The sequence below is a fragment of the Planomicrobium sp. YIM 101495 genome (assembly GCF_009707665.1).
Taxonomy (GTDB): domain Bacteria; phylum Bacillota; class Bacilli; order Bacillales_A; family Planococcaceae; genus Planococcus.
Genome location: NZ_WLZW01000001.1, coordinates 271,801 through 289,924 on the forward strand (window position 1 = coordinate 271,801; position 18,124 = coordinate 289,924).

14 protein-coding genes, 1 other RNA gene and 1 other annotated feature are annotated in these 18,124 nt (G+C 49.8%); of the genes, 14 read left to right on the forward strand and 1 reads right to left on the reverse strand.

Annotation, left to right across the window (positions count from 1 at the left end):
* Positions 1 to 14 precede the first annotated feature (14 nt).
* The 10 genes from yajC to dtd all read left to right on the forward strand — a co-directional run bounded on the left by yajC (position 15) and on the right by dtd (position 11,750).
* Positions 15 to 290 carry a preprotein translocase subunit YajC gene (gene yajC, locus GIW82_RS01430; protein ID WP_154748145.1) on the forward strand — a complete coding sequence of 92 codons (276 nt, stop codon included), beginning with the start codon at positions 15 to 17 and terminating at the stop codon, positions 288 to 290.
* 120 nt (positions 291 to 410) lie between these two features.
* Positions 411 to 731, forward strand: coding sequence for a post-transcriptional regulator (locus GIW82_RS01435; RefSeq protein WP_370455953.1), 321 nt, complete (start codon positions 411 to 413; stop codon positions 729 to 731).
* 64 nt (positions 732 to 795) lie between these two features.
* Entirely contained in the window at positions 796 to 3,069 is a 2,274-nt protein-coding gene (gene secDF, locus GIW82_RS01440) for a protein translocase subunit SecDF (RefSeq protein ID WP_154748146.1), read from the forward strand.
* Positions 3,070 to 3,148: 79 nt separating this feature from the next.
* Positions 3,149 to 3,520 carry a LapA family protein gene (locus GIW82_RS01445; protein WP_154748147.1) on the forward strand — a complete coding sequence of 124 codons (372 nt, stop codon included), beginning with the start codon at positions 3,149 to 3,151 and terminating at the stop codon, positions 3,518 to 3,520.
* A 282-nt stretch (positions 3,521 to 3,802) separates the two neighbouring features.
* Positions 3,803 to 3,997, forward strand: coding sequence for a hypothetical protein (locus GIW82_RS01450; RefSeq protein ID WP_154748148.1), 195 nt, complete (start codon positions 3,803 to 3,805; stop codon positions 3,995 to 3,997).
* A 442-nt stretch (positions 3,998 to 4,439) separates the two neighbouring features.
* Entirely contained in the window at positions 4,440 to 6,785 is a 2,346-nt protein-coding gene (recJ, locus tag GIW82_RS01455; protein WP_154748149.1) for a single-stranded-DNA-specific exonuclease RecJ, read from the forward strand.
* Positions 6,776 to 7,288 (forward strand): adenine phosphoribosyltransferase, encoded by a 513-nt coding sequence (locus GIW82_RS01460; protein WP_154748150.1) that lies wholly within the window; start codon positions 6,776 to 6,778, stop codon positions 7,286 to 7,288. The genes recJ and GIW82_RS01460 overlap by 10 nt, the downstream gene beginning before the upstream one ends.
* Before the next feature lie 190 nt (positions 7,289 to 7,478).
* Entirely contained in the window at positions 7,479 to 8,978 is a 1,500-nt protein-coding gene (locus tag GIW82_RS01465) for a glycosyl hydrolase family 28-related protein (RefSeq protein WP_154748151.1), read from the forward strand.
* Between the two features lie 126 nt (positions 8,979 to 9,104).
* A complete protein-coding gene (locus GIW82_RS01470) occupies positions 9,105 to 11,297 on the forward strand; it encodes a RelA/SpoT family protein (RefSeq protein WP_154748152.1) in 2,193 nt (730 codons plus the stop codon).
* Positions 11,298 to 11,306: 9 nt separating this feature from the next.
* Complete coding sequence (dtd, locus tag GIW82_RS01475; RefSeq protein ID WP_154748153.1) at positions 11,307 to 11,750, forward strand: D-aminoacyl-tRNA deacylase; 444 nt, start codon at positions 11,307 to 11,309, stop codon at positions 11,748 to 11,750.
* A 173-nt stretch (positions 11,751 to 11,923) separates the two neighbouring features.
* Here dtd and GIW82_RS01480 read toward each other — a convergent pair whose 3' ends face one another.
* On the reverse strand, positions 11,924 to 13,465 hold the full coding sequence (locus tag GIW82_RS01480; RefSeq protein WP_154748154.1) for an N-acetylmuramoyl-L-alanine amidase family protein: 1,542 nt from the start codon (positions 13,463 to 13,465) through the stop codon (positions 11,924 to 11,926).
* 120 nt (positions 13,466 to 13,585) lie between these two features.
* Positions 13,586 to 13,833, forward strand: a binding site (T-box leader).
* Between the two features lie 52 nt (positions 13,834 to 13,885).
* On the opposite strand from GIW82_RS01480, the gene hisS reads away from it, so the two are divergent.
* The 4 genes from hisS to GIW82_RS01500 all read left to right on the forward strand — a co-directional run bounded on the left by hisS (position 13,886) and on the right by GIW82_RS01500 (position 18,042).
* On the forward strand, positions 13,886 to 15,169 hold the full coding sequence (gene hisS, locus GIW82_RS01485; protein ID WP_154748155.1) for a histidine--tRNA ligase: 1,284 nt from the start codon (positions 13,886 to 13,888) through the stop codon (positions 15,167 to 15,169).
* Positions 15,166 to 16,950 carry an aspartate--tRNA ligase gene (gene aspS / locus GIW82_RS01490; RefSeq protein ID WP_370455954.1) on the forward strand — a complete coding sequence of 595 codons (1,785 nt, stop codon included), beginning with the start codon at positions 15,166 to 15,168 and terminating at the stop codon, positions 16,948 to 16,950. Before hisS ends, aspS begins: the two co-directional genes overlap by 4 nt.
* Positions 16,951 to 16,995: 45 nt before the next feature.
* Positions 16,996 to 17,181, forward strand: a non-coding RNA gene (gene ssrS / locus GIW82_RS01495) — 6S RNA.
* A 99-nt stretch (positions 17,182 to 17,280) separates the two neighbouring features.
* A complete protein-coding gene (locus GIW82_RS01500; protein WP_154748157.1) occupies positions 17,281 to 18,042 on the forward strand; it encodes a tRNA threonylcarbamoyladenosine dehydratase in 762 nt (253 codons plus the stop codon).
* Positions 18,043 to 18,124 lie beyond the last annotated feature (82 nt).

Genomic DNA, 18,124 nt, shown 5'->3' on the forward strand with positions numbered 1-18,124 from the left:
GGGAAATTGAAAGAATGGATACAATTATTGCGTTATCGCCGTTATTACTGATGTTCTTGCTGATGTGGTTCTTCATCATCCGTCCAGCACAGAAGCGTCAGAAAGCGACTTCACAAATGCAGTCGGATCTTCGTCGCGGGGACCGCGTCGTCACGATTGGTGGCTTGCACGGACAAGTGGACGCGGTTGACGATTCGACAATCTACTTGACTGTTTCCGATGGCACGCGCATGCAGTTCGAGCGCCAAGCGATCGCACGCGTAGTAGATGCAGCGAAATCGACAATCTAAATGAAAAGGTCGCCTTCGTCTCGGAGGCGGTTTTTTTTGAAGCAAGATCACAAAATAGTTTGATAACCCATAAGCCAGCAATCATTATGGAATCAACGTGAAGCGAAAGAAGGGAATCCCGTGCATAAATTTACCGATCAATTCGACATCGTCCTGCCTGTGCTCCAGAGCAAGTGCAGTGAGTTCCGCTTTTTTGAGTATGATACAGTCACGCCGGAGGATGTCTGGCAGTATTGCATCAAGAAGAAGTGGAAGAAAAAAGATATCGGTGATATGCGCTTGCATGAAATGGTTAATGATATTCTCGCTTTGTCTCCTGCGGATTATTTGACGTACCATCAGATCGAAGGCTTCAAAGGCGATCAGTGGTTCTCAGCAGAAGGCGCGAAAGAGCTGGAGTTATTGCTTCGGCCATCTCCGAAAAAGCCGGATTCGATTTGACACCGGCGAGGAGCTGTTTCATAATGAAATTGCTGTGTTTTGAATTTGAGGGGGAACTATACATATGAAAGCAAGAGGTCGCATCATCGCCTTTTTCCTACTGGTCATCGCACTACTGGGAATGGTCGGGACGACAAGTTTACCGATCGCGAATAACATCAAGCTCGGACTGGACCTGCAAGGCGGATTCGAAGTGCTTTACGAAGCGGAAGCGCTGAATGAAGGGCAGGAAATCAACGAAGACGTCCTATCGGATACGACAGATGCACTGATGAGCCGGATCAACGTGCTCGGCGTCAGTGAGCCGAGCATCCAGATCGAAGGCAACAACCGCATCCGCGTCCAGTTAGCGGGAGTTGAAGATCAGGCGACTGCACGTGAATTGCTATCGACAGAAGCCAATCTGACATTCCGCGATGCGAACGACAACATCATGCTTGCGGGTAACGACTTGAAACAAGGTGGAGCGAATGGCAGCTTCGGCGAAACCGGCCAGCCGATCGTCACACTGGAATTGAATGATGCCGGCAAGTTCGCGGAAGTGACGCAACAGATCGCTTCCATGCCAGCACCAGACAACGTCCTTGTCATCTGGCTGGACTTTGAGGAAGGCGTCGATTCCTATAAGGAAGAACGCATGAAGCCGGATCCGAAATTCGTTTCGGCACCGAGTGTACGGAACCGTATCAATTCGCAAACGGTAGAAATCTCCGGATCGTTTACAGTGGAGGAAACACAGCAGCTTGCTGGAATTTTGAATGCCGGTGCACTGCCTGTAAAACTCGAGGAAATCTATTCGACATCTGTCGGTGCTCAGTTCGGTGAACAAGCACTCGACCAGACAGTGAGAGCGGCATTCATCGGGGTTGGCCTGATCTTACTGTTCATGGTCATTTACTACCGTTTGCCAGGCGTCATCGCACTCGTTACTTTGACTGTTTACACCTATCTGATTCTGCTTGTCTTCGAAATGATCGGCGGCGTCCTGACATTGCCAGGGATTGCAGCAATCATGCTTGGGGTCGGGATGGCAGTCGATGCCAACATCATTACGTACGAACGGATCCGGGAGGAAATCAAGATCGGCAAGTCGGTCAAAGACGCCTTCAAGGCAGGAGCAGCATCTTCGTTCTCTGCAATTCTTGATGCCAACGTCACGACAATGATCGCAGCGATCGTCTTGTTCATCTTTGGAACGAGTTCTGTACAAGGGTTTGCGACACTCTTGATCATTTCGATCCTGGTGTCATTCCTGACAGCAGTCTGGGGCTCACGCCTGCTGCTCGGTCTATGGGTCAACAGCGGCTTGCTTGACGGAAAAACCGGTTTGTTCGGCATACGGAAAAAAGATATTTATCCGGAAGAAGATGGCTTGGAGCTGACGGACTTGCCAACACGCTTCGACCGACTTAACTTCGCAGGGCATCGGAACAAATTCTTCATCGCTTCAGCGGTGTTGATCATTGCCGGGATGGCGGTCATCGGGATTTTCCGCCTGAACCTCGGCATCGATTTTGCAAGTGGTACACGTGTGGAAATCACATCCGAAAATGCGTTGTCCCAGCAGGAAGTGGAACAATTCCTTGAAGAGCAAGGCTATGCAGCCGATGTCGTCATTTCAGGCGATGCCGGTAATATCGCGGTCAGCCGCTATGCAGAGGAATTCAGCCAAGAAGAAGTCAACGCGCTGAAGCAGGAAGTCATGGAAGCTTACGGCGCTGAGCCGAACGTTTCAACAGTATCTTCCAAAGTCGGACGCGAGCTTGCGCAAAATGCGATTTATGCATTGTTGCTTGCATCAATTGGAATCATCATTTACGTCGCCTTCCGCTTTGAATGGCGCATGGGTGTCGCATCGATTGTCGGGCTTGTACATGATGCCTTCATTATCGTCGCTATCTTCAGTTTGTTGCGGCTGGAAGTCGATATCACCTTCATTGCGGCTGTCCTGACCATCGTCGGGTATTCAATCAACGATACGATCGTCACCTTTGACCGGATCCGCGAGAACTTGCGGCGCATGAAGAAAGTCGAAGATGTCGGCCAGCTGGAAAGCATCGTCAATACTTCTCTGCGCCAGACGTTGACGCGTTCTGTCAACACGGTCCTAACCGTCATCTTCGTGGTTGTTGCACTTATTTTCTTCGGTGCACCTTCCATTACGAACTTCTCGATCGCACTCTTGATCGGTCTTCTTGCAGGAACGTATTCTTCAGTCTTCATTGCTGCACAGCTTTGGTTGGTCCTGAAGAAACGTCAATTGAACAAAAAAGGCCCGATTGACATCGAGAAAATCGAAGAACAAACTAAGTGGGGTTCTGACGAGCCTGTCGTATAAGTTTATAAAGGAAATGGAACTGGGTATAGTTAAAATGACCTTGTTCCATTTTTTTATTTACGAAAGGGGAGATGGACGAATGAAAATGCAATGGCTCATTTTACTTGGACTTTTATTTTCAGTTATCATCGCAATTTTTGCGGTCGCCAATGTTGACTCTGTACCAGTCAATTACTTATTCGGCGAAGCGGAGTTGCCACTGATTCTAGTCATTCTTGGTTCGGCGCTTCTCGGATTCTTGCTGAGTGGTGTATTTGCTTTAGGGCGCTTGTACGGCTTGCGCTGGAAAGTGAAGGCGCTTGAGAAAGAGATTACAGTCAAAGAAACCTTGATTGCGACGCAGCAGAACGAAATCAGCGAGTACCAGAAAGCGGGCGTCGACCCGGATCCGGTGGTTATTACGTCGGATTCGGCTGATGATGGGCTGAATGGTGAAGAGCGGAAGATTTGACGGATGTAAAAGTGGGCAGGAGTCGGTAAGTGCGGCTTCTGTTTTTTTGTTTCGTGGAGTGTAAGAGTGAGAGCCGAAGAGAGGGGGTGTGGACAAACAGTGCTCCTGCATCGCTTCGCTGCTTCGTCGCAGAAACATCGACCGGACTTCCTCCGGCCAATGTTCCTGCGCCGTCGCTTCGGACAAGGCTCCCGGAAGAAGCCAAGCTGAAGGACGCTCGTCTTCTTCCTCCGCCCAGTCCAAACCATCTCCTTCGCTTTGTGTGGGAGAAGTGGAGGTAAGATGGAATGTTCATTTCATTCTATTGCTGGTGTTGAGTTAAATGTCTGGGCGGCTGACTGCGTAGGCCGCTGTGGTTTTGATGTTGAAGGAGGAAAAGTGAATGGGAGAGACAAATTTTTGTCGGATTACGACTTTGCCGGCTTGAGGTACGATATGCATCATCGACTCGCTCATTTTCAAGAGTGGAAAATCTGAGTCGCGACTAAATCCAGAATCAGCACGAAAATTGCAATTCTCACCAATTAGCCGGCACCTTCTGTGAGAATGCGACGATGGCTGCTACGCCTGGATCATCCAAATTCCCAGCATTCTACACCTCTCTCGTTCTCGAACGAGCTGAGCCGGAATGGAAGAGTGAATGTGCCGGAGTATCAGAGGGAATCCGAGACCTCACAGGTTGCGCAAGCAACCGAGGAGGCTCGGGTTTGCTCCTCCAGCACGTGAAACTCTGGAATGCAGGTCAGCCGATTTCTAGTTCATCTCGCACATGAGACATCAACTCAGTTATACTCAACCATAACTGAACTCGCCTCTCCGAAATGTAGGCAGCTGATACCCGGATGTTATCTCAAAACACCGTATATGTTTATATCCCGCCCGGATGCTGTATAATGTTCAATTGAGGAAGTGACTAAACATGATTGAATCAAAAAAGCGATGGCGTTTAGCTGCGCCGGACAATGAACTTGTCGAAACATTGCAGAAAGCATGCGCGATCCCGTCTGTGGTTGCCAAAATTTTAGTTGCACGTGGCATTGAAACTGCTGAAGAAGCGGACGCATTGCTTGCAGTGGGTGAAGGAACTTTACATAATCCTTTTATGATGAAAGATATGGATCGAGCGGTCGAACGGATCCGCACTGCAATCGAGCAGGAAGAAAAGATTCTTGTGTACGGCGATTATGATGCCGATGGTGTGACGAGTACGACTGTGATGATGACGGTGCTGGAAGACTTGGGAGCGGATGCTTATTTCAAGATTCCGAACCGCTTCCGTCATGGTTACGGCCCGCACGTTGAACTTTTCGAAGAAGCGTTCAATGAGGGCACGAAGCTGATCGTCACGGTTGATAATGGCATTTCAGCGGTTGAGCAAGTCGATTTCGCAAACAAACTTGGGATGGATGTCATCATCACGGATCACCACGACATTGGGGACGTAATGCCGAATGCACTGGCGGTTGTCCACCCACGTCATCCTGAAGGGAATTATCCGTTCGGAGAGCTTGCCGGGGTTGGTGTTGCGTTCAAAATGGCCCAAGCGCTTTATGAGGATGAGCCGGACCATCTTTATGAGCTCGCAGCAATCGGCACGATCGCCGACCTTGTGCCGCTTCATGATGAAAATCGCCTGCTCGTCAAACGGGGATTGGAAGCGTTGCGTTCCACGCCGCGTCCGGCGATCCATGCGCTGTCGGAAGTATCCGGTACGAAACAGCATGAAATCACGGAAGAGTCGATTGGTTTCCAGTTCGGTCCGCGGATCAATGCGATCGGCCGTCTGCAAGATGCAGGGCCAGCTGTTGATCTGTTTATGACAGAGAATCCGGCGCGTGCGCGTGAACTTGCGTCAGCGCTTGATGTCTTGAACAAAGAACGGCAAGCAATCGTCAAACAGATTGCAGATGAAGCGGTATCCCAAGTGGAGCAGGCGTATCCAGATGGACCACCGCATGTGATTGTTGTGTCACAGGAAGGCTGGAACCCTGGAGTTGTCGGCATCGTTGCGTCGAAGATTACAGAGCAATTTTACCGTCCGACGATTGTTTTGTCTCTTGATCATGAGACTGGTAAGGCGAAAGGTTCAGCGCGGAGTATTGAAGGCTTTAACTTGTACGCAGAGCTTGCAAAGAACCGCGACATTCTTCCGCATTTCGGTGGCCACCCTATGGCTGCGGGGATGACGCTTGAGGCGGCTGACGTCGAACAGCTGACGGCTCGCTTGAATGAGCAAGCAGAAGCTGGTTTGACAGCGGAGCAGCTCATTCCGGTCGTGCAAATTGATATTCCAGTGAAGATGGACGAAATTTCTGTGGAAACGATTGAATCGATCCGCAGGCTGGCACCATTCGGCATGGGCTTTGCGAAGCCGAAGTTTTATTTAACAGGTGTAAAAGTGACGTCGATCCGAAAAATTGGTGCTGCCCAAAACCATTTGAAGATGGAATTGACGGATGGTGTCTCTTCAGTTGATGCGGTCGGATTCGGAAAAGGGCCGATTGGGGACGAGTTGACGCCGGACGTGAAGATCGATGTGATCGGTGATTTGCAGGTCAATGAGTGGAAAGGCAATAAAAAGCCCCAATTGATGTTGGAAGACATCCGAACAGATGAATGGCAGTTGTTCGATATTCGTGGCATTCGTCAAGTGGCACGATGGGCTTCGACGATTCCAGAGAAACACCAACTTTATCTTGCCTTCAGAGATGAAACGCCGGCCGTATTCCATTCGCTACTGACGCATCCTGTACGTCTTGCGAAAGACTTGGATCAGTTTGAAACACCGATTGATCACTTAGTACTGCTTGATTTGCCAGAGTCTGAGACGCAGCTGGAAGAGGTCCTGACATATTTGAAGCCCAAGCGCATCTATGCCCATTTCTACACGAAGGAATCGCATTACTTCGAGCAGATTCCGACACGTGAGCAATTTGGCTGGCTGTTTTCGTTTATCAAACAGCGTGGATCGTTCGACTTCAAAAAAGATGGAGATGCGCTCGCCAAACATAAAGGGTGGAGCCAAGAGACTTTATTCTTCATGTTGCAGGTGTTTTTTGAACTTGATTTTGTTACACTTAAAAATGGACTGACGGAAATCGCTGAAACTCCAAGCAAGCGGAACTTGTCCGAAGCCCCTGCGTACAGTGCGCGGGAAGCACGGATGGCATTGGAACAGAAGCTATTATATGCATCCTATAGAGATTTAAAACAGTGGTTTGATACACGGGTATCAGCCAAGGAGGAAGAAAAGATATGGATTTGAAGAACTATGTAACGATTGTAGAAGATTGGCCGAAACCAGGCATCCGTTTCAAAGACATCACGTCCATCATGGACGACGGAAAAGCGTACAAGTATGCGACTGACCAAATCGTCGCTTATGCAAAAACGGTTGGAGCGGAAGTTATCGTCGGACCGGAAGCACGCGGCTTCATCATCGGTTGCCCAGTTGCTTATGCGCTGGAAATCGGATTTGCACCTGTTCGCAAAGAAGGAAAGTTGCCACGCGAAGTCATCCGTGCGGAATACGGCCTTGAATACGGCAAAGATGTCTTGACGATGCACAAAGATGCGATCAAACCTGGTCAACGCGTTTTGATCACAGATGACCTTCTTGCAACTGGTGGTACAATCGGTGCAACGATCAAGCTTGTCGAGCAATTGGGCGGCATCGTGGTCGGCTGTGCATTCTTGATCGAATTGACATACCTTGACGGACGTGACCAGATGGTTGGTTATGATGTCCATACACTCATCTCATACTGACATCCTGTAGTCTCCCTGCAACCTATTTGCAGGGAGATTTTTGATTTTCGGGAAAATAGCTGCAATTCGTCCCTGACAGTGGAAGATCCATCGGAATTTCTTGAAGAGACGCAGAAACATGGCTAGGTTACGGAACACTGCATCTGTAGTTTATAATAGAGGAACCAACGACTAAAGGGAGGCAACGGGCATGGAATTGACGAAGTATCATGATCCCGGGAAGAACCGGGAGCTGCTCGCCGCGATTTTTCAAGGGGAGCCTTCGCTCGCTGAGGTGACAGCGGAGACGGATGCATTGTTCGAAGGAATCCGGACAGGCGTCGCAGAACAGACGCCCTACGCGAAAAGAACATTGATTGAACGTTCCTGGGCAAAATTCGGGACGACTTACGAAGTAGCGGATGCTGATCACCTATGTGCCAAAGTTGAAGGAGATGACTGGTATCCAGTGTGGAAGCCACTCCTCGATGCGGAATACGACAAGCTGCTTGCGATAACGACCGAAGTACGTGATGTGACACATTACGGAGCGGTGGGCGATGGAGTGACGGACTGCACAAAAGCGTTCATCAAAGCGTTTGGCAACGGCAATGTACACGTTCATGTGCCACCCGGAATTTTTCTGGTGGATGGGCTGCGTGTGCCGTCGTGGACACGTTTGACGGGATGTGGAAAAGGAAGGACGGTCATCCGGCTGGACGATTCGGCTCCGAGAAGACGAAGGCTCTTGACGAACCGGAATCATGCTAAAGGAAACAGCCACATTTCGGTGGAGCGGATCGGCCTTGACTGGAATGTAGGCCGTTTGCCGGAGACGATGAAGACAAAAGGCATTGGCAATGCATCGAGCTGTCTGACGTATGCGAACGTCCAATTCGGCTGGGTCAAAGAAGTCGTCGGCATCGACCCAGGACTTCATTGCTTCGATCTTACGTCACCGCTTTATAATTACGGCGGAGACGGCATGCGGGCGCGTAAAGGGTGCCAGTACATATGGCTCGACCGTGTCAGTGGATACGGATTCGGCGATGATGGCGTGACGACGCATCATAGTGATCACTTGTTCATTTCGAATAGCCATTTTTGTGATCCGAGTGGGCGCTCGCACGCGAAAGGCGCGGCGAATTCGAACGGCATAGAAGTGGATGACGGCTCACGTTTCGTCTGGCTGCTGAACAATTCCACCACCCGGTGTTTTGGCGGGGTGGAAATCAAAGCGCACAAGGAGTCATCCGCTGCGAGCGGCGTCTTCATTTCCGGCCATTTGTCGGTCAACGATAACCGCTCCTTCAACTTCCGGCACATCGGTCATCACCGTGCGGGAGAAGAAATCTCATGTTCTGCCTATCACATAAAGGCGCAGCGACTTATTGCGGTAGCACCGATCAGGACTGCTTTGTACGAGAGGTCGACACCACGTGCGCTCGTCATTTCCGGCTACACGAATGTCGCAGTCAACCGTTTTCTGTTCGCCGGAGATCCGGCTTACGATTACGACAACGATCCAGCGGCAGCCGTCCAATTCCGGGCACGGCATGTCGCTATCGCTAATGGCTTATTCACAGGTTTCCGGACTGCGTCGTTCGATCTGTCAGTTGCTGGTGGGAAGAATGCGGCGACATCGGTCCACGTGGACAAGATCGAAAGCGTCGATTCGGCTCCTGTGCCGCTCAAAATGACAAATTTGTGACCGGACGGTGAAGCTTTTTCTTTAGAGAAAAGGTAAGCGCTTCCGTACTTTGCAATTTTGTCGGTATTTTCATATAATAAAGAGATATAATCTGATATTGATAAAAAGAAGACAAGGTGGGCGAATATGGCGAATATTACAGTGAGAACAGCTGAAGATGTGTTTGAAATGGTTGCTTCATACATGAATGAAGAGCATGTTGAAACCATCCGCAAGGCATATCACATAGCCTACGACGCTCATATGGGGCAGTTCCGTAAGTCCGGAGAGCCTTATATAATCCATCCCGTACAAGTGGCGAGCATCCTCGCAGAGCTGCAAATGGATCCGGCAACGGTAGCGGCAGGCTTTCTTCACGATGTCGTCGAGGACACCGACGTCAGCCGGGAAGATCTCGTCCGGGACTTCAACGAAGAGACGGCCATGCTCGTAGATGGCGTAACAAAACTGAGTAAAATCGAATACAAATCAAAAGAAGAGCAACAGGCAGAGAACCACCGGAAGATGTTTGTGGCAATGGCTGAAGACATTCGTGTGATCTTGATCAAGTTGGCTGACCGGCTGCACAACTTGCGGACGCTCAAATACCAGACTGTTGAAAAGCAGCGCATAAAAGCGAGTGAAACACTGGAAATTTTTGCGCCGATTGCGCACCGTCTCGGGATCAATACGATCAAGTGGGAGCTTGAAGATACAGCACTCCGTTATTTGAATCCGCAGCAATATTACCGCATCGTCAATTTGATGAAGAAAAAGCGGGCCGAGCGCGAAGCGTATCTGAACGATGTCATCGATGAGATCCAGAAGCAGTTGGACGATGTGGATATCACGGCAAATTTATACGGTAGGCCAAAACATATTTACAGCATCTATAAAAAAATGGTGCTGCAGAACAAGCAATTCAACGAAATCTATGATCTGCTGGCGGTCCGGATTACTGTGCCTAGTATCAAGGACTGTTACGCAGTACTTGGAATCATCCATTCGACTTGGAAGCCGATGCCTGGTCGTTTCAAAGACTACATCGCGATGCCGAAGCAGAACTTGTACCAATCGCTCCATACGACGGTCATCGGGCCACAAGGGGACCCGCTTGAAGTGCAGATCCGTACGGATGAAATGCACAGGATCGCCGAGTATGGGGTCGCGGCACACTGGGCTTACAAAGAAGGCAAGACGATCGATAAGCCGAACAATACCGTCGATTCACGCCTTAGCTGGTTCCGTGAGATCCTCGACTTCCAGAACGCGTCCGATAACGCGGAAGAATTCATGGAATCATTGAAATTCGACCTATTCTCAGACATGGTGTACGTATTCTCGCCAAAAGGGGATGTCGTTGAACTTCCGGCAGGCTCTGTCCCGATCGACTTTGCTTACCGCGTCCACTCAGAAGTCGGGAACAAAACGATCGGTGCGAAAGTGAACGGCAAGATGGTTCCGCTCGATCATGAACTAAAGACCGGCGACATCGTCGAAATCTTGACGTCCAAGCAGACGGCAGGACCAAGCCGGGACTGGCTGAAGATCGCCAAGTCGACGCAGGCCAAGAATAAGATCAAGCAATATTTCAAGAAGGCCCTGCGTGAAGACAACGTGTCTAAAGGAAAAGAATTGATCGAAAAGGAAATCAAAGCGCAGGAATTCATGCTGAAAGATATTTTGTCTCCGGCAAACATCAAGCGCGTCATCGAAAAATATAACTTTGCAGGAGAAGAAGACATGTATGCCGCAGTCGGGTTCAACGGCATCTCGGCACAGCAAGTCGTCAACCGTCTAGCGGAGAAGTTGCGGAAAGAACGCGAACAGGAAGAGAGCATCGAAAAAGTGACAGCAGAGAAGAAATTCTCTACACCGCCGAAATATACAGAAACCGGTGTACTTGTCAGAGGCATCGACAACATGATGATCCGCCTGTCCCGGTGCTGTAATCCGGTACCTGGGGACGCCATCATCGGCTTTATCACAAAAGGACGGGGCGTTTCCGTCCACCGTGCTGATTGTCCGAACGTCAATGCGGATGAATCGGATCGCCTGATCGCAGTCGAGTGGGAAAATGCAGGCTTGCCTGAAAACAAATCCTACCAGATCGATATCGAAGTGGAAGCGTATGATCGTGCCGGCTTGATCAACGAAGTGATGCACATGGTCAGCGAGACCAAGACGATGATCAGTGCAGTCAGTGGCCGTGCAGATAACAACAAAATCGCGACCATCAATATGACGATCATGATTCCGCACATCAAACACTTGAACCGCGTAGTCGAGCGGGTCAAACAAATACCGGACGTCTACTCGGTCGTCCGTGTCACGAATTGAGGGTGCTTTATGCGCATTGTCCTACAACGATCCAAACAGGCATCGGTCACGGTTGAAGGCGAAGTGACGGGTGCGATCGAGTCAGGCTTCGTCCTGCTCGTCGGCATCACACACGACGACACGAAAGCTGATGTCGAATATGCGGCGAATAAAATCGCCGGATTGCGTTTGTTCGAAGATGAGGAAGGCAAGATGAACCGTTCGATCGATGAAGTGGGTGGTGCGATCCTTTCCATCTCCCAGTTCACTTTGTACGGAGATATCCGCAAGGGCCGCCGTCCGAGCTTTATCGAAGCGGCGCGTCCCGAAGTAGCGGAACCGTTATGGAACCAATTCAATGAAGCGTTGCGGAGTCGTAACCTTCAAGTTGAAACGGGTGTTTTCGGAGCCATGATGGACGTACAGCTCATTAATGACGGTCCTGTGACGCTTGTCGTAGAATCCAAAAAATGAATAAAACTGCCCGGAATAACTGTTTCTTCCGGGCAGTTTTATTGTGAGGAAAAGGAACCGAATGGCACAGTGCGCTTTTGAAAAACAATGAATAAGGACTGCCCTGAGAAGTCATGACTCATGACCTTCGGGGCAGTCCTTGTTTTGTCACTGTCATTATTTAGGAGGAATGGTCAATCCAATTGGGCATCGAAGTAATCGATAATGCCTTCATATAATCCGAGTGCTGCTTGTTCGCGGAAATGGCTAGTGGAAACGACACGTTCTTCCGCGTAGTTGCTCAAAAATCCAAGTTCTACGAGAATGGCAGGCTGTCTGTTTTCACGAAGCACTAAATAATTTCCGGGTTGTGTGCCGCGGTCACGGAGCGATAATTTCTGGCCAAGTCCGTGATTGACGTAAGCAGCTAATTCTTCCTGGTAATCGTGCATGTAGTAGGAAGTGAAGCCGGAGACGCTGCGATCTTCGGTCGAATCGTAGTGGATGCTGATGAATGCATCCGCACCGGCTTGATGGCCGATCGATACGCGTTTACGAAGGTCGACGTAAACATCCGACTGACGTGTCAGTAATACGTTCGCACCTGCTGCACGCAAGTGGTGGGAAAGGATCTCGGCAGTTTTCAGCGTCAATCCTTTCTCAGCTGTTTGGCGGACGCCGACTGTCCCGCCGTCATTGCCGCCGTGGCCAGGGTCGAGAACGATCGTCAAACCGTTCAATGTCCCTCGTTGGCGGTCGACATTTTTTTTCTCGACTAGCTGCTCCGAACTTTCGCCATCGGTTACGACCCATCCGGCAACGTAGCCGGTGCGGCCGTTTGGCAGACGAACTTCATACCAGTCCGAAGTGGAACCGGCGACCTGCAGGACGGTCCCGGCATCAAGACGCGCCAGGACAGCAGATGAAGTGGAAGCATCCACACGAATATTGGTGCCGTCGCTCGTGACGGTCACTGAGCCAGTCTCATCTGATGAAACGGCTGTTGCGTCTTGGCTGGACAAGTGTCCGTAAAACGAATAGACCCAGCCGCTTTCGGAATCATTCAGTGAAATTTTCACCCAGTTGCCGGACATTTCAAGGACGGGATAAACTTCCGCTTTCCGAACGGTGCCGATTTTCTTCGAATTCAGATCAGGTTCGGTGCGGACATTCAGTCCAGAGACCGCGATTTCAAAAGAAGAAGCCGCTGCTGCACTTTCGGAATTTGTTTGTGCCGGTGCGTTGCTGTCTGAAATGCTTATGTATTGTGTGGAAACAAATCCTTGTGTGTTGCGGAAATTGACTTCCGCCCAGTCACCGTTGAATGAAATCAAGTCTGCCTGTTCGCCTGCATTCATCTGCGTCAGTACAGATGCATTGAGGTCAGGCTGCGTGCGAACGTTCAGTCGGTTTACAGAAGACACGGCTGTCTGGCCTTTCTGTGCAGTCTGTTCTGCTTCAGCTGTTGTCAGCCAGGAAGCGACCCAGCCGCTGCCATCTCGTGTATCCAAGTGGATCCAGTCACCGCTTCGGGAAAGTACTGCACCGGTATCGCCTTTCTTCAGCGAGCTGATGACGGAATAGGACAGACCCGGGCCGGAACGCATGTTCACGGAGTTCTCCGAGATCTCTACTGTTCCACTTTCTGCATGGACGATCGGGTCTTTCTGGAATGGAATGGCTGTTGAAGAAAAAAGTAAAACAATCATGAGTGCTGCCAGCCATTTATGCTTCATTGGACACCTCCTTGAGATTTGCATGGTCTTATTATCTGAAAAACAAACGCGTTTGTCAAAAAAGGTTGACAAAGGACTGCGCAGTTCATTAAGATTATCATTATTATAGTTCAAACAATTTTAATGCTGATGACGAAGAAAGTAATCGTATTCGGGACTGAAAAGAGAGGGAAAGCCTTGGGCTGAAAGCTTTCCTGCAGAACGGTGTGATGAAAAACACTTAAGAGGCTTCTTTCTGAAAAGTTTCGCGAAAAACTTATTAGGAAAGGACGGACCCCGGCCGTTATCCGGACAAAGAGGATGTCGTGAAGTTTTTTTGGCATCAACTAGGGTGGAACCGCGGAAGCTAGCTAGCTCTCGTCCCTTGCATAGCGCAAGGGCGAGGGCTTTTTTATTTGGAAAAAATGAGGAGTGAAGGAAATGGGGATTCAAGCGCCACGCGGCACGAATGATATTTTGCCGGAAGCAGCAGCGAAATGGCAGGAAGTCGAGCAGAAGATGTACGACATTTGCCGTTTGTATCAATATAAGGAAATCCGTACACCAATTTTCGAGAATACGGAATTGTTCCAGCGCGGTGTCGGGGATACGACAGACATCGTCCAAAAAGAGATGTACACATTCGAGGACCGTGGAGGCCGTTCGATCACGTTGCGCCCTGAAGGAACAGCGCCGGTCGTCCGTTCCTACGTCCAGCACAAATTGTTCGGCGAGCCGGATCAGCCGGTGAAATTATTCTACACGGGTCCGATGTTCCGTTACGAACGTCCACAAGCTGGCCGCATGCGCCAGTTCGTCCAGTTCGGCGTCGAAGCGATCGGCTCGAAAGATCCAGCGATCGATGCGGAAGTCATTGCACTCTCAATGGAAATTTACCGTTCTGCAGGACTGAAGAGCTTACGTCTCGTCATCAACTCGCTTGGTGACACAGAGAGCCGCAGCGCACACAAAGAAGCGTTGATCAAACACTTTGCGCCGCGTATCGATGAGTTCTGTGAAGATTGCCAAGTGCGTCTTGAGAAGAACCCGCTGCGCATCCTGGACTGCAAAAAAGACCGCGACCACGAGTTGATGGCGACGGCTCCATCACTTGCTGATTACTTGAACGAAGAATCAAAAGCATATTACGACAAAGTGAAAGCGTACTTGAACATTTTGGACATCGAGTTTGTCGAAGATGCGAACTTGGTACGCGGACTTGATTACTATAACCACACAGCATTCGAAATCATGAGCGATGCAGAAGGGTTCGGCGCCATCACGACACTTGCGGGCGGCGGACGCTACAACGGCCTCGTGGAAGATTTGGGTGGACCCGAATCTCCAGGGATCGGCTTTGCGATGAGCATCGAACGTCTCTTGCTTGCACTTGAGATGGAGAAGGTTCAAGTCGGTCAACAAGATACGCTCGGCGCTTATGTCATCGCGATGGATGAGTCGGCGAAAGAGCAGGCGGTCCGCACTGTCAAGCAACTGCGTAAAGCTGGCATCTCGGCTGATATGGATTACACGGGCCGCAAGCTGAAAGCGCAGATGAAATCAGCTGACCGCAAACAAGCCGCGTTCGTCATCATCATCGGCGAGAGTGAATTGCAGAGCGGGAAAGCAGCACTGAAAGAAATGGCGACAGGTGAACAAATGGAAGTGTCATTTGAAGAAATGGCGGAAGCGATCCAATCGAAACGGCAGAAGGAGGAAAAATGATGTCTAGAACGCATTATTGTGGAGAAGTGAACGAAACGTTGGTTGGGCAGCGCGTCAGTTTGAAAGGTTGGGTGCAGAAGCGTCGTGACCTTGGGGGATTGATCTTTGTCGACGTCCGCGACCGGAGCGGTTTGGTACAAATCGTCTTCAACCCGGAAATCTCAGAACAAGCGACACAGATTGGCGAGAAATTGCGCAACGAATTCGTTGTTCACATCGAAGGATTGGTTGTTGAGCGGCAAGAAGGCCAGCAAAACGCTTCCATGAAAACAGGGAAAGTTGAAATTCAAGTGACAAACGCTGAAATCATCAACGCAGCGAAAAACCCGTTGTTCGCAATCGAGAACGATTCGGATGTGTCGGAAGACTTGCGCTTGAAATACCGTTACTTGGACTTGCGTCGTCCGGTAATGTTCGAAACGATGAAAATGCGTTCCGATATCACGAAAGCAATCCGTGATTTCCTTGACCAGGAAGGCTTCCTTGAAGTGGAAACGCCAATTTTGACGAAGTCTACACCTGAAGGGGCACGTGACTATCTTGTGCCGAGCCGCGTACACGACGGAGAGTTTTATGCACTTCCACAATCGCCACAGCTATTCAAGCAGTTGCTGATGGTGTCTGGTTTCGATAAATACTTCCAGATCGCACGTTGTTTCCGTGATGAAGATTTGCGTGCAGACCGCCAGCCGGAATTCACGCAAATCGATATGGAGATGAGTTTCATGTCGATGGACGAAATCATCGAGATGAACGAACGCTTGATGGTCCGTTTGATGAAACAAATTAAAGGCATCGATGTCGAGCCAAAATTCCAGCGCATGAGCTACATGGAAGCGATGGGACGTTACGGTTCGGACAAGCCGGACGTCCGTTTCGGCCTCGAGCTGATCGATGTGTCGGAGCTTGTGAAAGATTCTTCTTTCAAAGTGTTCTCTGGCGCAATCGAAAACGGCGGTCAAGTGAAATTGATCAACGTCAAAGGCGAAGCTGCGAAATACTCGCGTAAAGACATCGACGCACTTGGCGAATTCGCTGCGCGTTACGGAGCGAAAGGTCTTGCTTGGCTGAAAGTCGAAGAAGGAGGCGTCAAAGGCCCGATCGCGAAATTCTTCGAAGGGCATGCGGATGACTTGCTACAACATGCTGATGCAGAAGCGGGAGACCTTCTTCTGTTCGTCGCTGATAAAAAATCAGTTGTTGCAGATGCACTCGGTGCTTTGCGTTTGAAATTCGGTAAAGACCTTGGCTTGATCGATAACTCTGTCTTCAAGTTCCTTTGGATTACAGACTGGCCGCTTCTTGAGTACGATGAAAAAGCAGGACGTTACTCTGCAGCGCACCACCCGTTCACAATGCCATTCGAGGAAGATATCGATAAATTGTTGACTGAGCCACAAAATGTCCGCGCGCAAGCATATGACCTTGTGCTCAATGGCTACGAGCTTGGCGGAGGATCTTCACGTATTTACAAACGTGAAATCCAAGAGAAAATGTTCCAAGCGCTTGGATTCTCGAAAGAAGAAGCACAAGCCCAATTCGGTTTCTTGATGGAAGCATTCGAATTCGGTACACCGCCGCATGGAGGCATTGCATTCGGTCTAGATCGCTTAGTGATGCTGTTTGCGGGTCGTACGAACTTGCGCGATACGATCGCGTTCCCGAAAACGGCAAGTGCGAGCGACTTGTTGATGTCTGCACCGAGCGGCGTATCCCAGGACCAGTTGGAAGAATTGAGTCTATCGGTCAGTATTCAGAATAATTCGAAAGCATCAGAGTAAAACCCTTGTACAAACTCTGACTGTGTGCTAACATATTAATTAATAAGAATCCTGATGTGTTCGTTTTTAGCAATTCAGTTTTGACCCAACATATTGTCGTAGGGAGACTGAATTTCATCATGGCTAACAGGCCTTCTCGGAGGAAGTTATAAGTGATGGAGAGGTCACCCACCTGCTTAAAGCGGGTTCAAAGCGATGCGCACCACAAAAGACGGCACGCTTGGGATTCTTTTACTTAACAACTATCAAACCCTTCGCATCTATTGTCGAAGGGTTTTTCTTTCGTTATAATCGAAAGGATTCTAATGAAACTGAAGGGCAGGGCCACGTATGTTACATCAATTTTCACGAAATGAATTAGCGGTAGGGAAAGAAGGAGTCGACATGATCCGCGGCAAGACCGTTGCGATTCTCGGCGTTGGAGGAGTCGGTTCATTCGCTGCAGAAGCATGTGCACGGAGCGGAGTCGGCCGCATCATCCTCGTCGATAAAGACGATGTCGATATCACGAACATCAATCGTCAGCTTGTTGCGAACCTTTCAACGATCGGCCAATCGAAGGCTGAAGTCATGAAACGCCGCATTGCGGACATCAACACAGAATGTGAAGTAATCTCACTCCACATGTTCTACACGGAAGAAACGTGCGAAGAATTTTTCAGCTACAAGCCGGATTATGTCATCGACGCTTCCGATACGATGATCTACAAAGTACATTTAATGATCGAATGTTATAGACGCGGTGTGAAAATCATCGCAAGCATGGGTGCTGCGAACAAGACAGATCCAACACGTTTCCAGATCGCAGACTTCTCGAAGACGCACACGGATCCACTTGCGAAAGTCATCCGTAAGAAATTGCGTGCGGCCGGTATCCGCAAAGGCATCCCGGTCGTCTTCTCGGACGAGAGCCCGATTGTCGTCCGTGAAGACGTCGTCGAAACGGTCGGAAAACCGGAAGCCGCGATCCGAAAAGCACAAATGCCACCAGCTTCAAATGCTTTCACACCGTCAACTGTCGGCTTGATCTGCGCGAGCTGGGTCATTAACGACATCACGAAAGATATCCATATCGAACGCGTTCGGAAGTGATGGTTGTCGCGTGAGTGCGATGGGTGAATGCCGCTTAAACTTTGATGAACGCCAGTTAAATGTGGATGAATCCAAGTTAAAC